The organism is Streptomyces xanthophaeus, from assembly GCF_000725805.1.
GTDB classification, from domain to species: domain Bacteria; phylum Actinomycetota; class Actinomycetes; order Streptomycetales; family Streptomycetaceae; genus Streptomyces; species Streptomyces xanthophaeus.
This window is the reverse complement of the sequence record NZ_JOFT01000013.1, coordinates 62,380-84,938: the sequence shown is the minus strand read 5'-3', so window position 1 is coordinate 84,938 and position 22,559 is coordinate 62,380. Positions and strand designations below refer to the sequence as shown.

Sequence of the window (22,559 nt, the reverse complement as noted above, 5' to 3'; positions counted from 1 at the left end):
GGCCGGGTGTCCCCAGGAAGGGCCGTCCGGCCCCTCTGGAAGGCGGCGCCGGTCAGCCAGTGTGGGAGCAAGAGCACCGTTCCGCCGAGGAGACTGGTGGCAGTCATGGGTTCCAGGGGTTCCTACGTGTACGACTTCGCCGAGGGCAGCCGTGACATGGCCGACCTGCTCGGCGGCAAGGGCGCCAACCTGGCGGAGATGGCACGCATGGGACTGCCCGTTCCGCCCGGCTTCACCATCACCACCGAGGCCTGCCGGGCCTTCCTGGCCACCGGCGAGCCGCCGGAGGACCTCGACCGCCAGATCGGTGAACACCTGGCAGCGCTGGAGCGGGCCACCGGAAAGAGGCTGGGACAGGTCGACGACCCGCTGCTGCTGTCGGTCCGCTCGGGGGCACGCTTCTCCATGCCGGGCATGATGGAGACCATCCTCGACATCGGCCTCAACGACCTGTCGGTGCTCGGACTGGCCAAGACGCCGGAGCGGGAGCGCTTCGCCTGGGACTCCTACCGTCGACTCGTACAGATGTTCGCAAGCGTCGTCATGGGAGTCGACGGCGCACTGTTCGAGGACGTGCTCCGGCGCGTCAAGGAGCAGCACCACGTCACGGACGACTCCGGGCTGGACACCTGCGACCTCATCCGGATCGTCGAGTCCTTCAAGGACCTCGTCCTCGAGCGGACCGGTCGCACGTTCCCGCAGGATCCGCGCGAACAACTCCGCGAGGCGATCCTCGCCGTCTTCACCTCGTGGAACGGCGAGCGCGCCCGCCTCTACCGCCACCGCGAACACATCGCGGACGACCTCGGCACGGCGGTCACCATCCAGCGGATGGTGTTCGGGAACCTCGGTACGGATTCCGGCAGCGGCGTCGCCTTCACCCGCGACCCGGCCACCGGCCGCCGCGGCCTCTACGGCGACTACCTCGCCAACGCACAGGGCGAGGACGTCGTCTCGGGCGTCCGCAACACCGTGCCGCTGCACGAACTGGCCGCCCTGGACCCGGCCTCGTTCCAGCAGCTGCGCACACACATGGGGCAGCTGGAAGAGCACTACAGGGACCTGTGCGACATCGAGTTCACCATCGAGCACGGCACCCTGTGGATGCTCCAGACCCGGGTCGGCAAGCGCACCGCGCAGGCCGCCTTCAGCATCGCCTCGCAACTGGCCGAAGAGGGCCTCATCTCGGCGGACGAAGCGCTGGGCCGGGTCGACGGCGCCAAGCTCGCCCACCTGATGTTCCCCCGGTTCGACACCGAGGCCGCGGCTCCGGTCATCGCACGGGGCGTAGCGGCGTCGCCCGGAGCCGCCGTGGGCGCGGTCGTGTTCGACTCCGCGGAAGCGGTCCGCAGGGCTGCCTCCGGCGAGAAGGTCGTACTGGTACGGCAGGAGACCACCCCCGACGACCTGCCGGGCATGCTCGCCGCCCAGGCGGTGCTCACCAGCCGGGGCGGCAAGACCAGCCATGCGGCGGTCGTCGCGCGGGGCATGGGGAAAGTCTGCGTCTGCGGCGCCGACGCGCTGTCCGTGGATCCGCACGCGCGCCGGTTCGTAGCCGGTGAAGTAATCGTGCCGGAGGGCGAGATGATCTCCGTTGACGGCTTCGACGGGACGGTCCGCCTCGGCGCCGTACCGCTGGTCGAATCCGAGGTCGTGCGCTACTTCGACGAGGCCCGGGAGCCGGCGGACAACGCCGGGCAACAGGACTGTGCCGAAGTGCACCGGCTCATGGTGCACGCCGACGGCGTCCGGCGGCTGGAGGTGCGGGCGAACGCCGACACGCCGCAGGACGCGGCCCGTGCACGCCGTTTCGGCGCGCAGGGAATCGGCCTCTGCCGCACCGAGCACATGTTCCTCGGAGACCGTCGTCCGCTGGTGGAGGCCATGATCCTGGCCCGCACCGATGCGGAACGGGACGCGGCGCTCGCCGCACTCCTGCCGTTGCAGCGCGAAGACTTCACCGGAATCCTCGCCGCCATGGACGGCCTGCCCGTCACCATCCGGCTGCTCGACCCGCCCCTGCACGAGTTTCTGCCCGACCGCACGGAGCTGGCCGTACGCCTCGCGCGGGACGAAGCGCTGGGCCGGGCGGCCACCCCGCGTGACCGGGAGCTACTGGCCGCCGTCACGCGTACGCATGAGGAGAACCCCATGCTCGGCCTGCGCGGGGTCCGGCTGGGCCTGGTCGTACCGGGACTTGTCGCCATGCAGGTGCGCGCCATCGCCGAGGCCGTCGTGGCGCGCAAGCGGGTGGGCGGCGATCCCCGAGCCGAGATCATGGTCCCGCTCGTCGGGGCGGTCGAGGAGCTCCACCTCGTGAAAGAGGAGGTGGAGGCGGTGCTGTCCACAGTCGCACACGAGACGGGCGTGACCGTGACCTGCCCGGTCGGAACCATGATCGAACTGCCCAGGGCCGCCCTGACGGCCGGCCGCATTGCGACGGAGGCGGAGTTCTTCTCCTTCGGAACGAACGACCTGACACAGACCACTTGGGGCTTCTCCCGCGACGACGTCGAAGCGGCGTTCTTCTCCGCCTACCTCGACAAGGGCATCTTCCCGACCTCCCCGTTCGAGACGATCGACCGGGAAGGCGTCGGACGCCTCGTGGAGATCGCGATCCGCGAAGGCCGCGCCGCCCGGCCCGACCTCAAGATCGGCGTCTGTGGGGAACACGGGGGAGACCCGGCCTCCGTGCACTTCTTCCACCACGCGGGCCTCGACTACGTCTCCTGCTCACCGTTCCGGGTCCCGGTGGCCCGTCTCGAAGCCGGCCGCGCGGCACTGACCGAACGCTGGGAAGACGAGACGAAGTGATGCTGCCGACGCGGTGAGTTGTAGTTCACGGCTCTCGGGCAGGAGCGTTTATCCGCCCTCCTGTTCGGCTTCTCGCCTCGCGTGTCGTCCAGTGGGACAACTCGTTAGGATCATGGTCCTTGGTGCGTTGACCTGGGGCCTTGTGACGACGAAGGGTTTTTCCGCCGCCATGGCCCACAACTCGCCTTACCTGGAACCGGCCCAGTACAAGGACACCGTTTCGCCCCTGGGGCACCTGCTGCCCTCGGTACACCCGAAGACGCTGCGGGACGAGCTCGTCTTCGCGGCGGAGTGGGTGTCCCAGTACCTGACCGACCTCCCGGCGAACGCGGTGTCCCGTCCCATGGCTCCGGCCCACCGGGCGCGGTTGCGCGAGGTGTCGCTCGCCGAGACTGGTCAAGAACTGGGACGGGTACTGGACTTCGTACGGGACGAGATCGCCCCGCATCCCACCGGCAACGGACACCCCGCGTTCTTCGCCTGGGTCAACTCCCCACCCGCACCCGCCGGTCTCGTCGCGGAACTGCTGGCCTCCGCCATCAACGCGACCTGCGGAATGGGCGAGAACGCCCTCATGGACCTGGAACGCGGCACCGTCCGCATGCTCGCCGGCCTGGCCGGGCTGCCCGACACCACGGGCGGAGTCCTGACCAGCGGCGGCTCCATGGCCAACATGCTCGCCCTGGCCACCGCCCGCACCTGGTTCCTCACCCGCCGCGGTTCCGGCGACGGCCCCGCCTACGACCGCGACCACGCCCGCCTCACCCTCTACTACAGCGCCCAGGCGCACATGTCCGTCACCAAGGCCGCCGCCTGCATCGGTCTGCCGGCCCACCGGCTTCGGCCCGTCCCCACCGACGCGTACGACCGCCTGGACCCCGCCGCGCTGCGCGCCGCGGTCACCGCCGACTTGGACGCGGGCCTGCTGCCCTTCTGCACCGTCACCACACTCGGCACCACCGCCACCGGCGCCGTCGATCCCCTCGAACCCGTCACCGACCTGTGCCGGAACACCGGGATGTGGCACCACGCCGACGGCGCCTGGGGCGGCCTCGGAGCCGCCGTCCCCGCCTTGGCCCCCCTCTACCAGGGCATCGGAGGCGTCGACTCCCTGACCGTGGACCCGCACAAGACGCTCAGCGTGCCAGTGGGCTGCGGAGCCCTCCTGGTCCCCGACCCCGAGCACCTGCACACGGCCTTCGCCCACCATGCCTCCTACCTCACCCCGGGCGAACAGGACGCCCAGCCCTGGCTCTCCCACGCCACCATCGAGCTGACCCGGCCCGGCACCCGGGCCCTGGCCCTGTGGGCCACCCTCAACCACCTCGGGCGCGGGGGCGTCACCACCCTGATCGAGCACTACCTCACACTCGCCGACCAGCTACGCGACAGGATCTCCGCGGAACCCCGGCTCCAACTCGTGGCCGGCGGTCCCTGGCCGGTTGTCTGCTTCCGCATCGCCGACCCCGGCGAGGGAGACCCGGACACCCTTCACACCGCCGTCGCACGCCGCGTACAGGACAACGGACGCGCCTACCTCGCCACCGTCGCCACGCGAGGCCGCACCGTCCTCCGTGCGTGCATGTGCAACTACAGGACCACCACCGACGACCTCGACCTCCTGATCAGCGAAGTCCTCCACGCCGCCGACACCCAGGACCACCCGCCGACCCCGGTGAACGGCGGTCCGAGCAAACGGTGATCACAGCCTCTGGTGCCCGCGGAGTCCGGTCAGGTCCCAGTCTCTCCCTCTTCTTCTCGGTCGCGACGAGCGCGTTGCCGTAGTCCTGCAAGAAGCGGTTGTCCCCGTCACCGCTGCGCATGAGGCTGCTCATCACCTGGTAGCCGCAGACCTGGCTGCCGCGAGTCTGGATGCGCTCCTCGCCCAGCTTGACCATGTCGTTCTCCCAGGTGTGCATGGCCGGGCTGTCGGACCGGGTGGCGCCCGCCAGGGTGAGGGAGAGGTTGCGCTGGAAGTCTCCGAGCTGGTCATGGCGTGAGCGCTGCAGGGTGCCGCCGTCGGAGGGATCGGCCAGGTCGGCCCAGAAGTCGAGCAGGCCGCGCGGGCCGATCGTGGTGGCCAGTTTCTCCTGGAAGAGCCGGTCGTCCTTGTACTTGGCGACGTCGCGGTTGAGCATGTCGAACTCCTCCGGGGACATGCCGTCACCCTTGGTACCCAGGAGTTTCGCGACCCGGTCGGCGTCCTTCACGGCGTTCGCGGCCTGGTCTCGGTCGTAGTAGGCGGCGTCGGAGAACCCGTACGGGGTCTGGCGGACCAGCATCGTCAGAGCCCGTGCCGCAGTCGTGTCGCTCTCGGTCGCCCCTTCCAGAATCCTCTGCACTTCGTCGCGCAAGGCGGTGGCGTCGGCCTCGGTGTGCTCGGGCACAGTGGTGCCCTTGACCGCACGGTCGGGGTGGACGTTCATGGTGACGGTGAACCCGCCACCCGTCGGAACCACGGTCAGGTTCTTTTCCAGGCCGCGTGAAATGGCCTCGTTCAGCCGCTTCTTGTAGTCGACGAGCTCGCTGTGGGTGTCCCGCAGGATGTTTCCGATGCTGGTGGCCTCGGTGGCGGCGTCGCTGAATTCCTTGGCGGTCTTGCCGATGAACTCCCGGGTCACGGTCGCATTCACGCCCGCCCATTCGGCCTTGGCCGCCTTCCCGCCGAGGTCGCCTCGGGCATCCGGCTCCAACTCCCACAGCTTCGTGGCCATGGCCGTCCAGTCGGCCACCGCGGTGGACAGCTTCGAGAAGTCCGCGAAACGCAATGCGTCCAGATCCATCAGCGCTGCGCCCCTTCCTCGAAGCCCTTGTCCAGGGCGCCGAACTTGAACTGCGTGGCAAGCCAGTACGCGTCGCCCGCATGGGCCTTCTGTGTGTAGTCCAGGTGGTTGGAGACGTGGGCGCAGGCATCCAGCAAGGTGCCGACCTGGTCGTGCCACTTCTCCGCGACCGTCGAGAGGGCGGCGCCCAGGGCGAAGTCCTTCTTCAGGGTGCCTGCCGCCTCGTGCGTGCTCGCCTTGGCGTGGTCCCCGTCGGTGGCGAGCCTCTGCCGCAGTGTGAATGCCGCATCGCCGATTGCCGCCAGGTCCTTCCGGGCGACCACCAGATCCCCCTGTGGCCCCGGTCCGCCGCCTCCTCGGGGATCCAGCTGATCGAGCCGCATCGCAGTCCGGTTCTGGGCGGCCGCTGACCTCAGCTCTGCCCATTCCTCATCGAATGACATAAGACCCCCATGGTGAAGATGACTTGACCGGACCGGGCCGGGTCCGAAATGACCGGGGTGAGGACACGCGGTCAGGGCCGCCCTGCTGTCACCTCGGTGGCAACGGGCAAGGACAGGACCATGGTCAGTCCTCCTCCCGGGGTGTCCTCGGGGGTGAGCGTGCCGTCCATCGCCTCGGTGAGTCCCCTGGCCAGGGCGAGCCCGAGCCCGAGTCCGGCGGTGTTGTCGCGGTCGCCGAGGCGCTGGAAGGGCTCGAAGGCGCGCTCGCGGTCGTCGGTGGCGATCCCTGGGCCGCGGTCGGCGATCCTTATGTCGACCCGCCCGGCCAGGGCGCTGGCGGTCACCAGCACCGGGCGGTCCGAGGGTGCGTGGCGGACCGCGTTGCCGACGAGGTTGGCCAGTACCCGTTCGAGCAGGGGCGGATCGGCGTGAAGCGCCGGTACCGATTCGAGGTTCTGCACATCGACGGCGGGTCCGCTCCCGGGCGTCAGGTCCAGCGAGTCCAGTGCGGCCGGCAGGACCTCCTCCAGCGTGGTGGCCCGCAGGTCGAGCGTGAGCGCGCCGGCTTGCAGGCGGCTGAGGTCGAGCAGGTTTTCCACCAGGCGGTTGAGCCGGTTCAGGGACACCTCGGCGGACGCCAGGAGTTCCGCGCGGTCCTCGGCGGAGAACTCGACATCCTGGTTGCGCAGCGAGCTGACCGAGGCCAGCGCCCCTGCCAAGGGGGTCCGCAGGTCGTGGCTCACGGCTCGGAGCAGGGCGGTGCGCAGGCGGTCGGCGGCCTTGATGGGTTCGACCTCGGCGGCGGCCTCGGCCAGCCGGGCCCGCTCGACCGCTGCGCCGACATGCGCGGCGAAAGCGGCCAGCACGCGGTGCTCGGAGGACGGCAGCGTACGGCCGCGCAGGACGAGGAAGGCCTCGGGCCCGGCCGCTACCGCAAGGGCGGGGTCCGCCTCGCCGCGGGCACGGAGTCCGCTGTCCTTTCCCGCACCCGTGCCGGGGGCTTCGGGAGCCAATTCGACAGTGTCCATACCGAAGGTCTCCCGCGTACGCTCCAGCAAGGCCGGAATCGTCTGGTCGCCGCGGACGATGCTGCCCGCGAGCGACGACATCGTCTCCGCTTCCGCCGTGGCCCGCGCGGCACGGCGGGAGAGGCGCAGGGACCTGTCCGCCGCGGCTGCCACGGTGGCGGCGACGACGGCGAAGACCACCAGCGCCAGCACACTGTCCGGGTCGTTCATGGTGAACTCGCCCACGGGCGCCATGAACCAGTAGTTCAGGAGCAGGGCAGCGGTGAGCGCCGCGATCAGAGCGGAGATCACCCCGCCGATGCAGGCCACGCCCACGACGGCCACGAGGAACAACAGCGCCTCGCTGGTGAGGTTCAGCGTGCCGCGCATCCGATCGAGGGTGACGGTGAGCAGTAAGGGGAGCAGCAGGGCTGCCACCGGTCCGGCGATGAGGCGGGACGTGGGGAGCGTACGGCGTCGGGAGGGGAGCAGCCGGCCATGGCCCGCCCGCTCGTGCGTGACCATGTGGACGTCGATGTCCTCCGAGAGCGCCACGACGGTCTCGCCGATGCCCCGGCCGGTGAGGAATCGTTCCAGCCGACGGCGGCGGCTCGTACCGAGGACCAGTTGGGTGGCGTTCTCCACCATGGCGAAGTCCACCAGGGCGGTGGGTACTTCGTCGCCGACGACGGAGTGGTAGCTGCCGCCGAGGCCCTCGACAAGGGCCCTTTGTCCGGCCAGCTCCGCATGCGAGACGCCGGCGGCGAGCCCGTCGCTCCGGGCGACGTGCACGGCGAGCAGCTCGCCACCGGCGGACCGGCCCGCGATGCGTGCCGCGCGGCGGATGAGGGTTTCACCCTCCGGGCCACCGGTGAGAGCCACCACGACCCTCTCCCGGGTCTCCCAGACGTCCCCGATGCCGTGCTCGGTGCGGTACTTGTGGAGAGCCTCGTCCACACGCCCCGCCAGCCACAGAAGTGCCAGCTCCCGCAGCGCGATGAGGTTGCCCGGACGGAAGTAGTTCGCCAGCGAGGCATCGATCCGCTCCGGCGGATAGATGTTGCCGTGCGCCATCCGGCGCCGCAGCCCCTCGGGCGGTATGTCGACCAGCTCGATCTCGTGGGCGCGGCGCACGAACTCGTCGGGAACGGTCTCCCGCTGCGGCACCCCGGTGATCTTCTCGACGACGTCGCTGAGCGATTCCAGATGCTGGATGTTGAGCGTGGTCACGACGTCGATTCCGGCGGCGAGGATGTCCTTGACGTCCTGCCAGCGCTTCGGATGGCGCCCGCCCCCGGGGACGTTGGTGTGGGCGAGTTCATCGATCAGTACCACCTGCGGCCGTCTGGCCTGCAGCGCCTCCCCGTCCAGTTCGGCGTACCGGGCACCGCGGTACTCGAGGGCGGCCAGGGGCAGGGTCTCCAGACCGACGAGCCTCGCCTCGGTGTGCCGGCGCCGGTGGCATTCCACGAAGCCGGCCACCACATCCGCGCCACGGGCAGCCCGGCGGTGGGCCTCGTCGAGCATCCGGTACGTCTTGCCGACTCCGGGGGCCGCGCCCAGAAAGACCTTGAGCCTGCCGGGCGGCACGACGGGCCGCGGTCCGGCCTCCGCCTCCGGGGCGGCCCCGTGCGTGGACGTCATCGTCAGAACTTCTCCGGGAAGAACAACGCCAGGACCAAATAGCCGACCAGACAGACCGCGACGATGATGCCTACGACCGTTTCCGTGCTCACCCGTACCCGACTCCTCCGTGCGCCCTCGACCTCACCAGCGAACACCAGTGATGCAGTGAGGAGAACGCTCCTGACGCACTCCTTACGCCCCTCCGCTGGGACTTTGACGGTGCATTGACGGGGAGGAGGACGACAGTGAAGGCGGTGTGCCGGGAAGCCTGGTCGGCGTCGTGGGCCGCGTGGCCTGCGTCGACTCGGTGGGGGCGTCATGCGCAGTGTCGGTACGATCTTGTTCCTCGTGGTGCTGGCCACGGTCGTGGCCACAGGCGCCCGGCGCTGGCGGATTCCCGCGCCCTCACTGCTCGTTGTGGCGGGCCTCGCCGTCGCGCTGACACCGGGTACTCCGCCGATACGGGTCAGCCCGAAATGATCGCTCACTCTGCTGACCTGGCAGATGGCGCTGGTTCCCGGGTGCCGTCCTCGCGAGCACGGACCCGGTCGCCGTCACTGCGCTCGGCCGCCGTCTCGCTCTGCCGCCCCGGGTCCAGGTCCTGGTACGGGCCGAGAGCCTCTTCAACGACGCGACGTCGCTCGTGCTCTTCCGAGTCGCGGTGGTCGTCGCCGCGGCCTCCGCCGGGGTGTCCTGGCAGGCCGCGGGAACCGAGTTCGCGCTGCTCGCCGGCGGCAGCGTCCCGACCGGGGGCGTGGTGGCGGGCGTCGTGCTCGCCGGTCAGGCGGACCCGTTCACCAACGCCCGCATACGGATCCAGCTGCACGCCGTCAACGGCGCCGTTGTCTTCCTGCTGGAGAGCGTCGTCTTCAGCCTCATCGGCCTCACCCTGCCCGGACAGGTCGCGGCGCTGACCGAAGCCGACCGGCTCTGCCCCTGTACGCCCTCGTCGTCGCCACGACCCTGATCGCCGTGCGACGGCAGCCTGCTGGGCCGGCGCCCGCTCGTCCTCGTACTGACCACATCGGTGGTGGTCGTCACCCTGGTCGCCCAGGGCTTCACCCTGGCCGATGTGGTTCCGCCGCTCCGGCATCGCCCTCGAACCGGACCACACCGAACGCGAGGAGGCATCCGCCCGGTGCAGCCTTGCCACCGCCGGGATCCGCCGCCTGGACGAGATGTCCGACATCGAAGCCGTACGGGACGTCGTGGCGGACCGTTTGCGACGCAGCCTGCAGGCCCGCCTCGACCATGCCCGCGACCGCTTGGATGAAGCCGACCTGGCGGAGTCCGCAGACCATGTCTACCGGCTGCTGCGCCGCGACCTGATCCGGGTGGAGGCCGTCGAACTCCAGCGGCTCTACGACGAACACCACATCAGCGACACCACCCGTCAACGGCTGCAGCGCTCACTGGACCTGGAGGAGGCGCGGCTGGACCTGGTGACCTGAGCCGTGCTCCCCAGCACTGACGCCGCGCGTTGCGGAACGGGCACGGCGAGCCCGGCTACGCGGGTACCGGCGTTGCCCGGGCCTCGGATGCCACGGCGCGTCCGGTGGCGTGGTGGACGTATTCGCGGGTCAGCCGGAAGCCGCCCGTCCAGGCCAGCAGCCGGCTGGGCCGGTTGTCGCGCGAGCAGCACCAGCTCGCCGTGTGTCCACGGGCCTGGATGTCAGCCGTCAGGCCGGCGACACAGGCCAGCGCGGTGGGGGCCCCTCCCAGCGGTAGCTGGGGGAGTTCGCGGCGGCGATCCGGCACGGTGACGACCGCGATGTCCTCGTAGGCGCTGCCGAGGAAGTAGGTGCAGGCGACGGACAGGATCCGGCCCTTGGCGAACGCGGCCCAGCCGTGGCCGGAGGCGGCGAGGCCGGAGGCCCCGCCCCAGCTGGCGTGGATCCAGGCGTTCCCGGAGTGCAGTTCGGCCAACGCCGCAGCGTCCCCGGACGTCAAGCGTCTCACCGTGACGCCGCGCGGCGGGCGGGTGGGAGTCACCTGGGTCTGGTGGACGTACAGCATCCGTTCCCAGGGGACGACGCGTTCGAAGGCGGGGCCGAGCGCGGGCCGGAAGCGCGCGGGAGTTTCGACGTACTGGCCGGCGAACTGCTTCAACGAGTCCGGTGCGAGGACGCTCGGGTCGCCGCGCAGCAGCACGTGGTCCGCGCAGCTGACGGCGAGGACGCGGGGTTGATCGGGGCGGTCGGCCCACCAGTGGCCGACACCCGTGGTCAGCACGTGCTCGGCAAGGGTGCCGGGACCGGGCGAGCCCGTGGGGAACCAGCGGCTCAGGGCCGGAAGGTGCCGCGGTGCGATTTCGATCACGAAGTTCTCCAGAGGGTGCACGGCTGTGCGAGCAGGGGAGGAGGGCGGCCCATGCGGGCATGCGGGTCCGATCGCCGATCGGGCGGGCGAACCGGAGAATGCGATGGATGGGGCCCCGCGCCGACCCGGAGCGGGGGCAGGCGCGGGGCGGAAGCGGCCGCCCGCGCAACGGGCGGGGGCGGGCGGCCGCGGATGGGGCGGTGCGTCAGCGCACCGGCAGGTGAGCAGCGTGCGGGGCCGGGTGCACCGTATGCGGCGGCCGGTCGTCATGACGCAGAGCGCTGTTCACATCGCTCATCCAACTGGTTCGCGGGGCGGGGCTCAAGGAGGTCTGCGAGTCCTTGACACAGCTCTGATGCGGAACGTCGACCCGGTCACGGGTGTGGTCGCGCCGGGGCTCCGTCCGCCCTGTTCGCCGTCGTATGCGGCTCGTGCCCTGCCCGCCGTGCGAGTCGCGCCGTAAGAAGGACGTCAAAGCAGCGCCCATGGTCGTATGGACGTCGTCAGCGCCTGCTGAGGCGGCCGATGACCGCTGTTTCCTCTGGTTGACTGCCCTGTCCGAAGCTCATCGCCGGCTCACGATGGCCGGATTGCCAGGGGACGTACGACAGGAAGGCGGCACGCCGATGACCCGGGTGCTGGTGGTGGATGACGAACCGCAGCTGGCTCGGTTGCTGGTCATCAATCTGAAGGCGCGGAAGTACGAAGTGGACTCCGCCCAGGACGGGGGTGCGGCCCTGGACGCCGTGGCGGCCCGCCGCCCGGACGTGGTCCTGCTCGACCTCGGGCTGCCGGACATGGACGGCATCGACGTGATCAAGCAACTGCGCGGATGGTCGCAGGTGCCGGTCCTGGTGGTCTCCGCCCGCCACGGCTCCGAGGAGAAGATCCGGGCCCTGGACGCGGGCGCCGACGACTACGTCACCAAGCCGTTCAGCATGGATGAACTGCTGGCCCGACTGGGAGCCGTCATCCGCCGCACGCCGACACCGGTGCCGACCACCACGGAGGAAGCGGTCGTCGAGACCGCCGAGTTCACCATCGACCTGCTGGCGAAGAAGGCCAGGCGCGGAGGGAAGAACATCAGGCTCACGCCGACGGAGTGGCATCTGCTGGAGGTCCTGATCCGCAACCGGGGCCGGCTCGTCAGCCAGCGGCGCCTGCTCCAGGAGGTGTGGGGTTCCTCCCACCGAACGCAGACCAACTACCTTCGGGTGTACATGGCCCACCTCCGGCGGAAGCTGGAAGCGGACCCGTCGCGGCCGCGTCATCTGATCACCGCCCCGGGCATGGGGTACCGCTTCGAGGTGTGAGCGCGTGAAGCCGGCGGGGGCGTCATCCGACCGGCTCTCAGACCGCCGCCACTCTTCCGGTTGCCGTCGGCCTGCCGACGGCGTAGCGGGCGTACTCCAGCTCGGGACGTAAGCCTGCGGTCCAGGCGAGCAAGCGGCCGGGGCGGTTGCTCGCGGAGCAGGTCCAGCTGGGGGTGTGTCCGCGGGCCGTGATGTCCGAGGACAAGGCGTTGATGCAGTCGAGAGCCAAGTACTGGAGTCGCGGGTCGGGCACCGTCACGCAGACGACGTCCTCGAAGGCGGTGCCGAGGAAGTAGGTGCAGGCCACGGCCACGATGCGGTCGCCCTGGAAGGCGGCCCAGGCATGGCCGGAGCGTGCGAGGGCGTCCGGGCCGCCCCAGGTGCGGTGGATCCCGCTCATCGCGGGCGGCAGGCCGCTGAGCGCGTGCGTGTCCCGGTCGAACGCGGCCCCGATCAGCGGAAGGAAGCGGCTCGGAGCCTCTATGGAGCGGTCTGCGAAGACCGTGAGATCCCTCGGCTCCAGGGCTTGTGGGTCTCCGCGCAGGAGCACGTGGTCCCCGCATTCGGCGGCGATCACGCGCGCCTGGATGACGCGGTCCACCCACCAGCGGCCGGCCTCGGTGGTCCGTACGTGCTGGGTCAGGGCGGGCCGCGCCCGGGGCCCCGGTGGGACGGCAGGTTGATCATTGGTCTCCTTGTCGGGACATGGAGGCGGGGCGGCCCTGTTCGGAGGGCCGCCCCGCGGAATGGGCCGGTGGCTAGCAGGAGGGCTTGCTGCCGTGGTTGGAGCCCTTCTTGCGGCGGGCCCTCTTCTTGCGTGCGCGCTTGGACATGTGCCGGGATCCCTTCAGGCGGTGTGGCCGACGAGAAGGTCGGCGAGCTTGTTGAGGCGCTTGATCGTGCGGTCCTCGGTGGCGGCGGCGGCCGGGGCGGCGCGCTCGGAGCGGTCGTAGTAGGCGCCGTTGACGATCTCGGTGGCCGGGTCGCAGAGACGAACGACGTGCTGGGCACCCTCGGCGGCGGATTCGCCCTCGTTCCCGTACAGCGGCAGGAGACCGGTCGCGCAGACACCGGGGTGGACGGAGACGGCGGTGACGCGCGGGTCGGAGGCGAAGACGGTCAGGGCCAGCTGCGACTGCGCGTAGGCGGCGAGCCGTGAGTAGCGGCGCTCCCGGTTGGGGTCGCTCCACTGGATGGCCGCGGTGCGGTGGAGGGCGGAGGAGACGTTGACGACGCGCCCGCCGGGGTCGGTGGTGAGGGCGGACTCCAGGAGGTTGGTGAGGAGGTAGTGGGCGAGGAAGTTGACCTGGAAGGCGACCTCGTTGCCGTCGACGGTGAGCGTGTGGCGCTCGGGGGCCGCGATGGCTGCGTTGTTGACGAGTACGTCCAGGCGCGCGTGCTCCCGCACGACTGCGTGGGCCAGGTTCTCGACCTCCTCCAGGCGGGCGAAGTCGGCGGCGAGCGGCCGGAGACGGGCGCCGTCCACACCGGCGGTGGCAACGAGTCGGTCGGCGGCGGCCTGGGCGTCCTCGGGCGTGCGGCCGTGGAGGAGGACGGTGGCGCCCCGCTCGGCGAGCTGGCGGGCGGTCTCGTAGCCGATGCCGGAGGTGGCTCCGGTGACGAGGACGGTACGTCCGGACAGGGATGAAGACATGTGGGATTCCTGGAAGCAGGCATGGCCGAAGTGCCCGGCGCCCCAGCGAGAGGCGGGAGCGTGGGCTCGGACCATGCGGTGAAGGTGAGGATGCGTACGAGGCCTCGGTCAGCGCCCTTCAGGGGGCTGATGGCAGGTACGCCGAAGAGGCGCGGCCGAAGTCAGAAGGCCGGGCGGACAGCGGGCGCCGTCGGCTGCACCGGATTCGGTGGCCGATCGTCATAGCGCGGACCGCTGTTCATGGCGCAATCCCAGCGCATCGGGGACCCGGAGGCAAGCGCTCGGAGGCTTCTTGACGACCTTCTGATGACCTTTCGTCAGAGGAGCATCAAAGATCGACTTTCGCGCGGAAGGAACCCGTCAAGGAGTGCTGACGGAGCTCTCTGCCCGGCGCAGACTGGTGGAGCGGCGGAGCCGGACGACGGACCGGCGGCACGCGGCTGGTGGGCGGTGACCTGAACATCGCCCGGCCCAGCGCATGGTCCCACCGTGGGGGTACGGACCGATGCGACCGTGTGTCGGTCACCCGTCGCACAACACATGAGCCGTCCGGCTCTCCGGTGTGGGGATACCGGGGCCGGACGGCTCGCGTGTTTCGGTCCGCACCCCATACGCGGGGGCAATCGCGGGTCCGCTGCACTGACTGGTACGGAGACGATCGCAGGCCATGAGGTGGCCATGGGGTGACCCAGGTCGGCGAGCCTGAGTCGTCCTGCCGGCCGCCTCGTTGTCAGCTGACCGCAGACGTCGGGAGTTCCGGTGATACCGGAGGGACGTCGCCTGCTATGGGGAGGGTGATGACCATGGTGAGGCCGCCGCCGGGGGTGTCCTCGGCGGTGAGAGTGCCGCCGATGGCCTCGGTGAAGCCGCGGGCGACGGCGAGGCCGAGGCCGACTCCGGCGCCGCGCGGCGCGTCGCCGTGGCGCTGGAAGGGCTCGAAGATCCGGTCCTTGGCCTCGTCGGGGACGCCGGGTCCCCGGTCGACGACGCGGAGCTCCACCCGCTCGTGCAGGGCGCTGGCCGTGACGTTGACCGGCTGTCCGTGGGGGCTGTACTTGACGGCGTTCTCGACGATGTTGGCGACGGCCCGTTCCAGCAGGCCCCGGTCCACGGCGACCATCGGGAGGGTCTCGGGGATGTCGAGGTCCACGCTGTCCTCGGGTACGCCGCCCAGCGCCATCGGGACGACCTCGTCGAGATCCGTCTCCCGGATGAGGGGGACGACGGTGCCGGTGTTGAGGCGGGACATGTCGAGGAGGTTCCCGATCAGGGCGGCGAGGCGGTCGGCGCCGTCCTCGATGCCTTCGAGGAGTTCGGCCTTGTCGTCGTCGGACCAGTCGACGTCGTCGGAGCGCAGGGACGTGACAGACGCCTTGATGCCGGCGAGCGGGGTGCGCAGGTCGTGGCTGACGGCGGCGAGCAGAGCGGTGCGGATGCGGTTGCCCTCGGCGAGTTCCTTGGCCTTGCCCGCCTCGTCGACCAGGCGCTGGCGGTCGAGTACGACAGCGGCCTGTGCGGCGAAGGCACCGAGGACGCGGCGGTCCTCGGCGGGCAGTACCCGGCCCGTGAGGGCGAGCGCCATGTTGTCGCCTATGGGCAGGTCCACGTCCGCGTTCTCGGGTCGGCTGACGGGGCCGGTGCCGACGGCCGAGGCCGTGGTCCAGGGGTCGACCTCACTGCTCCGTTCGAGGAGTGCGACCGACTGCATGGCGAAGGTCTCGCGGAGCCGTTCGAGGAGGGCGTCGAGGGAGTCCTCGCCGCGCAGGACGCTGCCGGCGAGGAAGGAGAGGATCTCGGACTCGGCACGCAGCCGGGCGGCCTGATGGGTGCGCCGAGCGGCCAGGTCGACCACCGAGGCGACGGACACCGCGACGCCGACGAAGATCGCGATGGCGACGATGTTCTTCGGGTCGGAGATGGTGAACTCGTGCAGAGGCGGGGTGAAGAAGTAGTTCAGGAGCAGCGATCCGAACGCTGCTGAGGCCAGTGCGGGGAGCAGGCCCCCCAGCAAGGCCGCCGCCACCGTGAAGGTGAGGAACAGCAGCATGTCGTTGGCGAGTCCGAGGTCCGGGATGACCTGGTTCAGCAGGACGGTGAGGAGCGCGGGTCCGGCGATACCGGTCAGCCAGCCCCAGACGATGCGGGAGCGGCCGAGCCGTGCGCCGCGGGCGATCGGCAGGCCGCGGCCCTTGGCGGCCTCGTCGTGGGTGACGATGTGGACGTCGAGGTCGGGGCCGGATTCGCGGGCGACCGTGGCGCTCACGCCCGGCCCGAATACGTACTGCCAGGATCGCCTGCGGCTGACGCCGAGCACGATCTGGGTGGCGTTGCAGCCGCGGGCGAACTCCAGGAGCGCGTCGGGGACGCTGTCGCCTATCACGTGGTGGAACGTGCCGCCCAGATCCTCGACCAGGGTGCGCTGAACGGCCAGTTCCTTGGGCGAGGCGGAGGTGAGGCCGTCGCTGCGGGCGATGTAGACGGCGAGCACCTCGCCGCCCGCTCCCTTCTCGGCGAGGCGTGCGGCGCGTCGGATGAGCTGACGCCCCTCGGGGCCGCCGGTGAGGCCGACGACGATGCGTTCGCGGGCCTGCCAGGTGGAGCGGATGTTGTGCTCGCCGCGGTACTCCTGGAGGTACTCGTCGACCCGGTCGGCGACCCAGAGCAGCGCGAGCTCGCGCAGCGCGGTGAGGTTGCCGGGGCGGAAGTAGTTGGACAGGGCGGCGTCGACCTTGTCGGGCTTGTAGACGTTGCCGTGTGCCATGCGTCGGCGCAGGGCCTGCGGGGACATGTCGACGAGCTCGATCTGGTCGGCGCGGCGCGCGACCTCGTCGGGAACGGTCTCGCGCTGGCGCACCCCGGTGATCGTCTCGACCACGTCGCCCAGCGATTCGAGGTGCTGGATGTTGACGGTGGACACGACGTCGATGCCGGCCTGGAGGAGTTCCTCGACGTCCTGCCAGCGCTTGGCATTGCGCGAGCCGGGGACATTGGTGTGGGCGAGCTCGTCGACGAGAGCCACGGCGGGGCGGCGGGCGAGGATCGCGTCGACGTCCATCTCGGTGAAGGTGCTGCCCCGGTACTCGATCCCGCGCCGTTCGACGAGTTCCAGGCCGTGCAGCATCACCTCGGTGCGCGGCCGGTTGTGGTGCTCGACGAAGCCGACGACGCAGTCGGTGCCCCGCTCGATCCGGCGGTGCGCTTCGGAGAGCATCGCGTACGTCTTGCCGACGCCCGGTGCCGCGCCGAGGTAGATGCGGAGCTTGCCGCGTCCCATGTTCCGACTCTTCTTCTCTGCTGACGACGGGGGTCTGTGCCGTGGATCGGGCGGGTGATCAGGGTTCGAAGCGGTAGCCCATGCCCGGTTCGGTGATCAGGTATCGCGGATGCGAGGGGTCCGCTTCCAGTTTGCGCCGTAGCTGGGCCATGTAGACGCGCAGGTAGTTGGTGTTCTCCCCGTAGGTCGGGCCCCAGACTTCCAGCAGCAGCCGACTCTGGGTGATCAGCCGACCCGGGTGGGTGATGAGGATTTCCAGCAGGTGCCACTCGGTCGGGGTCAGCCGTACGGTGCGCTCACCCCGGCGTACCTTCTTCGCGACCAGATCGACGGTGAACTCGTCGGTCGTGACCACGGCAACTTCGTCGGCCTGTGAAGCCGAGGGTTCTTCATGTCGCCGCGCGGCCGCCCGTAGCCGTGCCAGGAGCTCGTCCATGCTGAACGGTTTCGTCACATAGTCGTCGGCGCCTGCGTCCAGGGCCCGGATCTTGTCCTCGGAGGTATGGCGGGCGGAGAGGACCAGGATGGGGACCTTGCTCCAGCCGCGGACGGCCTTGATGACTTCGATGCCGTCCATGTCGGGGAGGCCGAGGTCCAGCACTATGACGTCCGGCTTGCGTGCGGCCGCGAGCCGCAGGGCGGAGCCGCCGTCGGGGGCCTCTTCGACCTCGAACTTGCGCGCCTGGAGGTTGATCTTGAGCGCGCGGACGAGTTGAGGGTCGTCCTCCACCACCAGCACCCGGGTCATCGGCGTGCAGCCTTTCCTTCGTAACGGGCACGGTGAGAGCCGGCAGGGCGCGGGGACACCTCCCAGCGGCAGCTGGGGGAGCTCCGCGCCCCGCCGGCTCTCAGTCCGTGCGATGTGGAGCTCAGCTCTTGGACAGCGCCTTCAGGGCGATGTTGAGCTCAAGGACGTTGACGCGCGGCTCGCCCATGAAGCCGAGCGTGCGGCCCTCGGTGTTCTGCTCCACCAGCCGCTCGACCTGCTTGACGTCGAGCTTGTTCTGTTCGGCGACGCGGTGGATCTGGATCTTCGCGTACGCGGGGGAGATGTTCGGGTCGAGGCCGGAGCCGGAGGAGGTGACGGCGTCGGCCGGGACGTCCTGCGGCTTCACCTGGTACGAGGTTGTCGAGTTGTCCGCGATGACCGCGGCCTTGGCGTCCTCGACCAGCTTGACCAGGTCCGGGTTGTCGGCGGCCTTGTTGGTGGCGCCGGAGAGGATCAGTGCGTACTGCGTGTTGACGCTGTTGCTGCCCAGCCCGTTGGAGGGGCGCGGCTGGAACCACCTGAGGTCCGGCTTCGCGGCCTCCTCGGCGTCGCTCGGGTCGTTCTTCGGGAGGTTATAGGTCTGCCCGATGAGGGAGGAGCCGACGACCTGGCCGCTCTTGTCCTTGAGTTCGGAGCCGTTGGCCTTGTCGTTGAACAGGGCCTGGGCGATGCCGGTGACGGCGAGCGGGTAGATGACCCCGCAGATCACGGTCAGAACGAGAAGGGCTCGCAGGCCCGCGCCGATCAGCCGGACGGTGTTGCCTACTGAGTTGTTCATTGTCGTCTCAGCCGATTCCGGGGATGAGGGAGATGAGCAGGTCGATGAGCTTGATGCCGATGAACGGGGCGATCAGCCCGCCCACGCCGTACAGCCCGATGTTGCGGCGGAGCATCTTGTCGGCGCTCGTCGGCTTGTACTGGACGCCCTTGAGGGCGAGCGGCACGAGGGCGATGATGATCAGCGCGTTGAAGATGACGGCGGAGAGGATCGCGGACTCGGGCGAGGACAGGCCCATGATGTTGAGCTTGTCCAGGCCGGGGTAGACCACGGCGAACATCGCGGGGATGATCGCGAAGTACTTCGCGACGTCGTTGGCGATCGAGAAGGTGGTGAGCGCGCCGCGCGTGATCAGCAGCTGCTTGCCGATCTCGACGATCTCGATGAGCTTGGTGGGGTTGGAGTCCAGGTCCACCATGTTCCCGGCCTCCTTGGCGGCCGAGGTGCCCGTGTTCATCGCCACGCCGACGTCGGCCTGGGCGAGGGCCGGGGCGTCGTTCGTCCCGTCGCCGGTCATCGCGACGAGCTTGCCGCCGGCCTGCTCCCGCTTGATGAGGGCCATCTTGTCCTCGGGAGTCGCCTCCGCGAGGAAGTCGTCTACGCCCGCCTCTTCGGCGATGGCCTTGGCGGTCAGCGGGTTGTCACCCGTGATCATGACCGTCTTGATGCCCATGCGGCGCAGCTCCTCGAACCGCTCGCGCATGCCCTCCTTGACCACGTCCTTGAGGTGGATGACACCGAGCACGCGGGCGCCCTGCTCGTCCTTGACGGCGACGAGCAGCGGCGTACCGCCGGCCTCCGAGATCTTGTTGGCGAGGAGGTCGGCGTCGTCGGAGACCTGGCCACCCTGCTCCCGGACCCAGGTGATGACCGATCCGGCCGCGCCCTTGCGGGTCTGCTTGCCGTCCACGTCGACACCCGACATACGGGTCTGCGCGGTGAAGGCGATCCACTCGGCCTGCGACAGCTCGCCCTGGTGGCGTTCGCGCAGTCCGTACTTCTCCTTCGCCAGAACGACGATGGAGCGGCCCTCGGGGGTCTCGTCCGCGAGGGAGGAGAGCTGGGCGGCGTCCGCCAGCTCCGCCGCCGTGGTGCCCTTGACCGGGACGAACTCCGAAGCTTGGCGGTTGCCGAGGGTGATGGTGCCCGTCTTGTCGAGCAGCAGGGTCGAGACGTCACCAGCGGCTTCCACCGCACGACCGCTCATCGCGAGGACGTTGCGCTGGACGAGCCGGTCCATGCCCGCGATACCGATCGCGGAGAGCAGCGCGCCGATTGTCGTCGGGATCAGGCAGACCAGCAGCGCCGTGAGCACGATCATCGACTGCTCGGCGCCCGCGTAGATCGCGAACGGCTGCAGTGTGACCACGGCCAGCAGGAAGACGATGGTGAGGGACGCGAGCAGGATGTTCAGCGCGATCTCGTTGGGCGTCTTCTGCCGGGCCGCGCCCTCGACGAGGGCGATCATGCGGTCGATGAAGGTCTCGCCGGGCTTCGTCGTGATCTTGATGACGATCCGGTCGGACAGGACCTTCGTGCCACCGGTGACGGCCGAGCGGTCGCCGCCGGATTCGCGGATGACCGGGGCGGACTCGCCGGTGATGGCGGACTCGTCGACGGACGCGACGCCTTCCACCACGTCACCGTCGCCGGGGATGACATCCCCGGCCTCGCAGACCACCAGGTCGCCGATGCGCAGCTCGGCTCCCGGGACCTGCTCCTCGCTCCGGCCGTCCTCGGTCAGGCGGCGGGCGACGGAGTCGGTCTTGGCCTTGCGCAGGGTGTCGGCCTGGGCCTTGCCGCGGCCCTCGGCCACGGCCTCCGCGAGGTTGGCGAAGATGGTGGTCAGCCACAGCCAGGCGGTGATCGCCCAGCCGAACCAGTCCGTCGGGTCCTTGATCGCGAGGACGGTCGTGACCACCGAGCCGATCAGGACCACGAACATGACCGGCGACTTGATCATGATCCGGGGGTCGAGCTTGCGGATCGCGTCGGGGAAGGACTTCAGCAGCTGCTTGGGGTCGAAGAGGCCGCCGCCCACGCGTCCGCCGCCCGGCTTGTGGCCGGTGGGCACGTCCTGGTGCGGAGCCCTGGTGGGCGTGGCGGTGCTCATGATGCGAGCCCTTCGGCGAGCGGACCCAGCGCCAAGGCCGGGAAGTAGGTGAGTCCGGTGACGATGAGGATGGTGCCGACGAGCAGGCCTGTGTAGAGCGGCTTGTCGGTACGGAGCGTGCCTGCGGTCTCGGGGACGGGCTTCTGCTCGGCGAGCGAGCCGGCCAGGGCCAGGACGAAGACCATGGGCAGGAAGCGGCCCAGGAGCATGGCGATGCCGATGGTGCTGTTGAACCACTGGGTGTCGGCGTTCAGGCCGGCGAAGGCGGAGCCGTTGTTGTTGGCGCCCGAGGTGTAGGCGTAGAGGATCTCCGAGAAGCCGTGCGCCCCCGTGTTCGCCATCGAGTTCGCCGGGGTGTCCAGCGCCATCGCCGCGGCGGTGAAGCCGAGGACGAGGGCCGGGGTGATGAGGATGTAGCAGGCCGCGAACTTGATCTCGCGGGTGCCGATCTTCTTGCCCAGGTACTCCGGGGTCCGGCCGACCATCAGACCGGCGATGAACACCGCGATGATCGCCATGATCAGCATGCCGTAGAGGCCGGAGCCGACACCACCAGGGGCGATCTCGCCGAGCTGCATGCCCAGCAGCTGGATGCCGCCGCCCAGGCCCGTGTACGAGGAGTGGAAGGAGTTGACCGCCCCGGTCGAGGTCAGCGTGGTCGCGACCGAGAAGATCGCGGACGCGCCGATCCCGAAGCGGGTCTCCTTGCCCTCCATCGCCCCGCCCGCGGCCTGGAGCGCCGGGCCGTGGTGGGCGAACTCGGTCCACATCATCAGCGCCGTGAAACCGATCCAGATGGTGGCCATCGTGGCGAGGATCGCGTAGCCCTGGCGCAGGTTGCCGACCATGCGGCCGAAGGTGCGGGTGAGGGAGAACGGGATGACGAGGATGAGGAAGACCTCGAAGAGGTTCGAGAAGGGGGCCGGGTTCTCGAAGGGGTGGGCCGAGTTGGCGTTGAAGTAGCCGCCGCCGTTGGTCCCCAGCTCCTTGATGACCTCCTGCGAGGCCACCGCCCCGCCGTTCCACTGCTGCGAGCCGCCCATGAACTGGCCGACCTCGTGGATGCCGGAGAAGTTCTGGATCGCGCCGCAGGCGACCAGGACGACCGCGCCGATCACCGAGATCGGCAGCAGGATACGGACCACTCCGCGGACCATGTCGGCCCAGAAGTTGCCGAGCTCACCCGTGCGGGAGCGCGCGAAGCCCCGTACGAGGGCCACCGCGACGGCCATGCCGACAGCGGCGGAGACGAAGTTCTGCACCGCCAGGCCGCCGGTCTGTACGACGTGGCCCATGGCCTGCTCGCCGTAGTACGACTGCCAGTTGGTGTTGGCGACGAACGACGCGGCGGTGTTGAAGGCCTGGTCGGGGTCGATCGCGGAGAAGCCGAGCGAGCCGGGCAGGATGCCCTGGGCCCGCTGGAGGGCGTAGAGGAAGAGGACGCTCACGGCGGAGAAGGCGAGGACCGCGCGCAGATACGCCGGCCAGCGCATCTCGGCCGAGGGGTTGGCGCCGATGGCCTTGTAGATCCATTTCTCCGGCTTGTAGTGCTTCTCGGAGGAGTAGACGCGTGCCATGTAGTCGCCCAGCGGGCGGTAGGCCAGCGCGAGCGCGGCGATCAGAGCGAGGAGCTGGAGCACACCAGCGAGAACGGGACTCATCGGTG

The 22,559-nt window shown here is 69.9% G+C and carries 16 protein-coding genes and 1 pseudogene; 5 read left to right on the top strand and 12 right to left on the bottom strand.

From position 1 onward, the window contains the following. Window positions 1-105: 105 nt before the first annotated feature. Window positions 106-2,814, top strand: coding sequence for a pyruvate, phosphate dikinase (gene ppdK, locus IO30_RS0108170; RefSeq protein WP_031140774.1), 2,709 nt, complete (start codon window positions 106-108; stop codon window positions 2,812-2,814). Window positions 2,815-2,983: 169 nt separating this feature from the next. Further along, window positions 2,984-4,516, top strand: coding sequence for a pyridoxal phosphate-dependent decarboxylase family protein (locus tag IO30_RS0108165; protein WP_078904607.1), 1,533 nt, complete (start codon window positions 2,984-2,986; stop codon window positions 4,514-4,516). On the opposite strand, the gene IO30_RS0108160 is transcribed toward IO30_RS0108165, so the two are convergent. The 4 genes from IO30_RS0108160 to kdpF form a co-directional block, all read right to left on the bottom strand. Further along, entirely contained in the window at window positions 4,440-5,597 is a 1,158-nt protein-coding gene (locus IO30_RS0108160) for a hypothetical protein (protein ID WP_051902038.1), read from the bottom strand. The genes IO30_RS0108165 and IO30_RS0108160 overlap by 77 nt on opposite strands. Then, window positions 5,597-5,920 carry a hypothetical protein gene (locus IO30_RS0108155; protein WP_237403378.1) on the bottom strand — a complete coding sequence of 108 codons (324 nt, stop codon included), beginning with the start codon at window positions 5,918-5,920 and terminating at the stop codon, window positions 5,597-5,599. Before IO30_RS0108155 ends, IO30_RS0108160 begins: the two co-directional genes overlap by 1 nt. 191 nt (window positions 5,921-6,111) lie before the next feature. Continuing rightward, the gene (locus IO30_RS0108150) at window positions 6,112-8,691 is read right to left on the bottom strand and encodes a sensor histidine kinase (RefSeq protein WP_051902036.1); all 2,580 of its coding nucleotides are present in this window, start codon (window positions 8,689-8,691) and stop codon (window positions 6,112-6,114) included. A 2-nt stretch (window positions 8,692-8,693) separates the two neighbouring features. Next, the gene (gene kdpF, locus IO30_RS44455) at window positions 8,694-8,783 is read right to left on the bottom strand and encodes a K(+)-transporting ATPase subunit F (RefSeq protein WP_107065056.1); all 90 of its coding nucleotides are present in this window, start codon (window positions 8,781-8,783) and stop codon (window positions 8,694-8,696) included. Window positions 8,784-9,247: 464 nt separating this feature from the next. On the opposite strand from kdpF, the pseudogene IO30_RS46840 reads away from it, so the two are divergent. Both IO30_RS46840 and IO30_RS46835 read left to right on the top strand, forming a co-directional pair. Beyond that, window positions 9,248-9,640 (top strand): annotated as a pseudogene (locus IO30_RS46840) (Na+/H+ antiporter); the annotation flags it as partial. 103 nt (window positions 9,641-9,743) lie between these two features. Beyond that, window positions 9,744-10,124: a hypothetical protein gene (locus tag IO30_RS46835; RefSeq protein ID WP_234321645.1), complete on the top strand. Its 381-nt coding sequence runs from the start codon at window positions 9,744-9,746 to the stop codon at window positions 10,122-10,124. Window positions 10,125-10,179: 55 nt separating this feature from the next. On the opposite strand, the gene IO30_RS0108135 is transcribed toward IO30_RS46835, so the two are convergent. Further along, window positions 10,180-10,992, bottom strand: coding sequence for a GNAT family N-acetyltransferase (locus IO30_RS0108135; RefSeq protein WP_031140762.1), 813 nt, complete (start codon window positions 10,990-10,992; stop codon window positions 10,180-10,182). A 626-nt stretch (window positions 10,993-11,618) separates the two neighbouring features. On the opposite strand from IO30_RS0108135, the gene IO30_RS0108130 reads away from it, so the two are divergent. Beyond that, complete coding sequence (locus tag IO30_RS0108130) at window positions 11,619-12,305, top strand: response regulator (RefSeq protein ID WP_031140759.1); 687 nt, start codon at window positions 11,619-11,621, stop codon at window positions 12,303-12,305. 37 nt (window positions 12,306-12,342) lie between these two features. Here the strand turns inward: IO30_RS0108130 and IO30_RS0108125 are convergent, their stop codons facing one another. The 7 genes from IO30_RS0108125 to kdpA form a co-directional block, all read right to left on the bottom strand. Continuing rightward, on the bottom strand, window positions 12,343-12,882 hold the full coding sequence (locus IO30_RS0108125; protein WP_245234110.1) for a GNAT family N-acetyltransferase: 540 nt from the start codon (window positions 12,880-12,882) through the stop codon (window positions 12,343-12,345). A gap of 270 nt (window positions 12,883-13,152) precedes the next feature. Then, the gene (locus IO30_RS0108115; protein WP_031140755.1) at window positions 13,153-13,959 is read right to left on the bottom strand and encodes an SDR family NAD(P)-dependent oxidoreductase; all 807 of its coding nucleotides are present in this window, start codon (window positions 13,957-13,959) and stop codon (window positions 13,153-13,155) included. Window positions 13,960-14,689: 730 nt separating this feature from the next. Beyond that, on the bottom strand, window positions 14,690-17,233 hold the full coding sequence (locus IO30_RS0108110) for a sensor histidine kinase (RefSeq protein WP_031140754.1): 2,544 nt from the start codon (window positions 17,231-17,233) through the stop codon (window positions 14,690-14,692). A 58-nt stretch (window positions 17,234-17,291) separates the two neighbouring features. Beyond that, window positions 17,292-17,981, bottom strand: a complete 690-nt coding sequence (locus IO30_RS0108105; protein ID WP_031140752.1) for a response regulator — start codon at window positions 17,979-17,981, stop codon at window positions 17,292-17,294. Between the two features lie 121 nt (window positions 17,982-18,102). After that, window positions 18,103-18,780 (bottom strand): potassium-transporting ATPase subunit C, encoded by a 678-nt coding sequence (locus IO30_RS0108100; RefSeq protein ID WP_031140750.1) that lies wholly within the window; start codon window positions 18,778-18,780, stop codon window positions 18,103-18,105. 7 nt (window positions 18,781-18,787) lie between these two features. Continuing rightward, the gene (kdpB, locus tag IO30_RS0108095; RefSeq protein ID WP_031140748.1) at window positions 18,788-20,893 is read right to left on the bottom strand and encodes a potassium-transporting ATPase subunit KdpB; all 2,106 of its coding nucleotides are present in this window, start codon (window positions 20,891-20,893) and stop codon (window positions 18,788-18,790) included. Then, window positions 20,890-22,554 carry a potassium-transporting ATPase subunit KdpA gene (gene kdpA, locus IO30_RS0108090; protein ID WP_031140746.1) on the bottom strand — a complete coding sequence of 555 codons (1,665 nt, stop codon included), beginning with the start codon at window positions 22,552-22,554 and terminating at the stop codon, window positions 20,890-20,892. Before kdpA ends, kdpB begins: the two co-directional genes overlap by 4 nt. Window positions 22,555-22,559: the final 5 nt, after the last annotated feature.